Here is a 569-nt window from a genome sequence, read left to right on the forward strand (position 1 = left end):
TTTTCCTCGGTCGGGAAGAGGTTGTAGCGCAGCCACCACGGGTCCCGGGGGACATTTTCCTTTAACGCTTCCAGTTCTTCCAGATCCTGGATCAGCTTCTGCACATCCGGGTCTTCGTAGCGTTCGGCGGCGGCGCGGAACAGCAGGTCGGCGTAGAGCCAGGTGAGGTCGAGGATCTTGGGTTCGGTCGGGGTCAGCGGGGCGAGTTGTTGTTCGACCAGTTGCCAGTCTTCCTCGGTGAGGCCGCTGCCGAGTTGTTTTTCGATCTCGGCGCGGATGTCCGCCTCGGTGCTGTCGGCGTCTGCCAGCAGCACATAGGTGTTGGGCAAGGGGTGGCCGCGTTCGTCCTCCGGCAGGTTGATCGCCTCCAGCGCGCGTTGCAGCAAATCGACCTGAACCGGCCGTAATTGCATCGAGCGGCCGGTGTTGGTGCGCGAGGTGTAGGGCCGCCCTTTCTCCCAGTCGACGATGGGGCCGACGTCGTAGAGGTGAACGATGGGCTCGCCGAAGGCCTGGAACAGGCTGTCGAAGGTGGTCTGGTCTTCGGGTACGCCCGGGCGTTTGGGCAC

At 63.4% G+C, this 569-nt stretch carries 1 protein-coding gene; it reads right to left on the minus strand.

From position 1 onward, the window contains the following. Window positions 1–569: hypothetical protein (locus tag IE111_RS24405; protein ID WP_189613874.1), on the minus strand; the 569-nt coding region annotated here is incomplete at both ends.

The organism is Saccharospirillum salsuginis, assembly GCF_014651855.1.
Lineage (GTDB): Bacteria > Pseudomonadota > Gammaproteobacteria > Pseudomonadales > Natronospirillaceae > Saccharospirillum > Saccharospirillum salsuginis.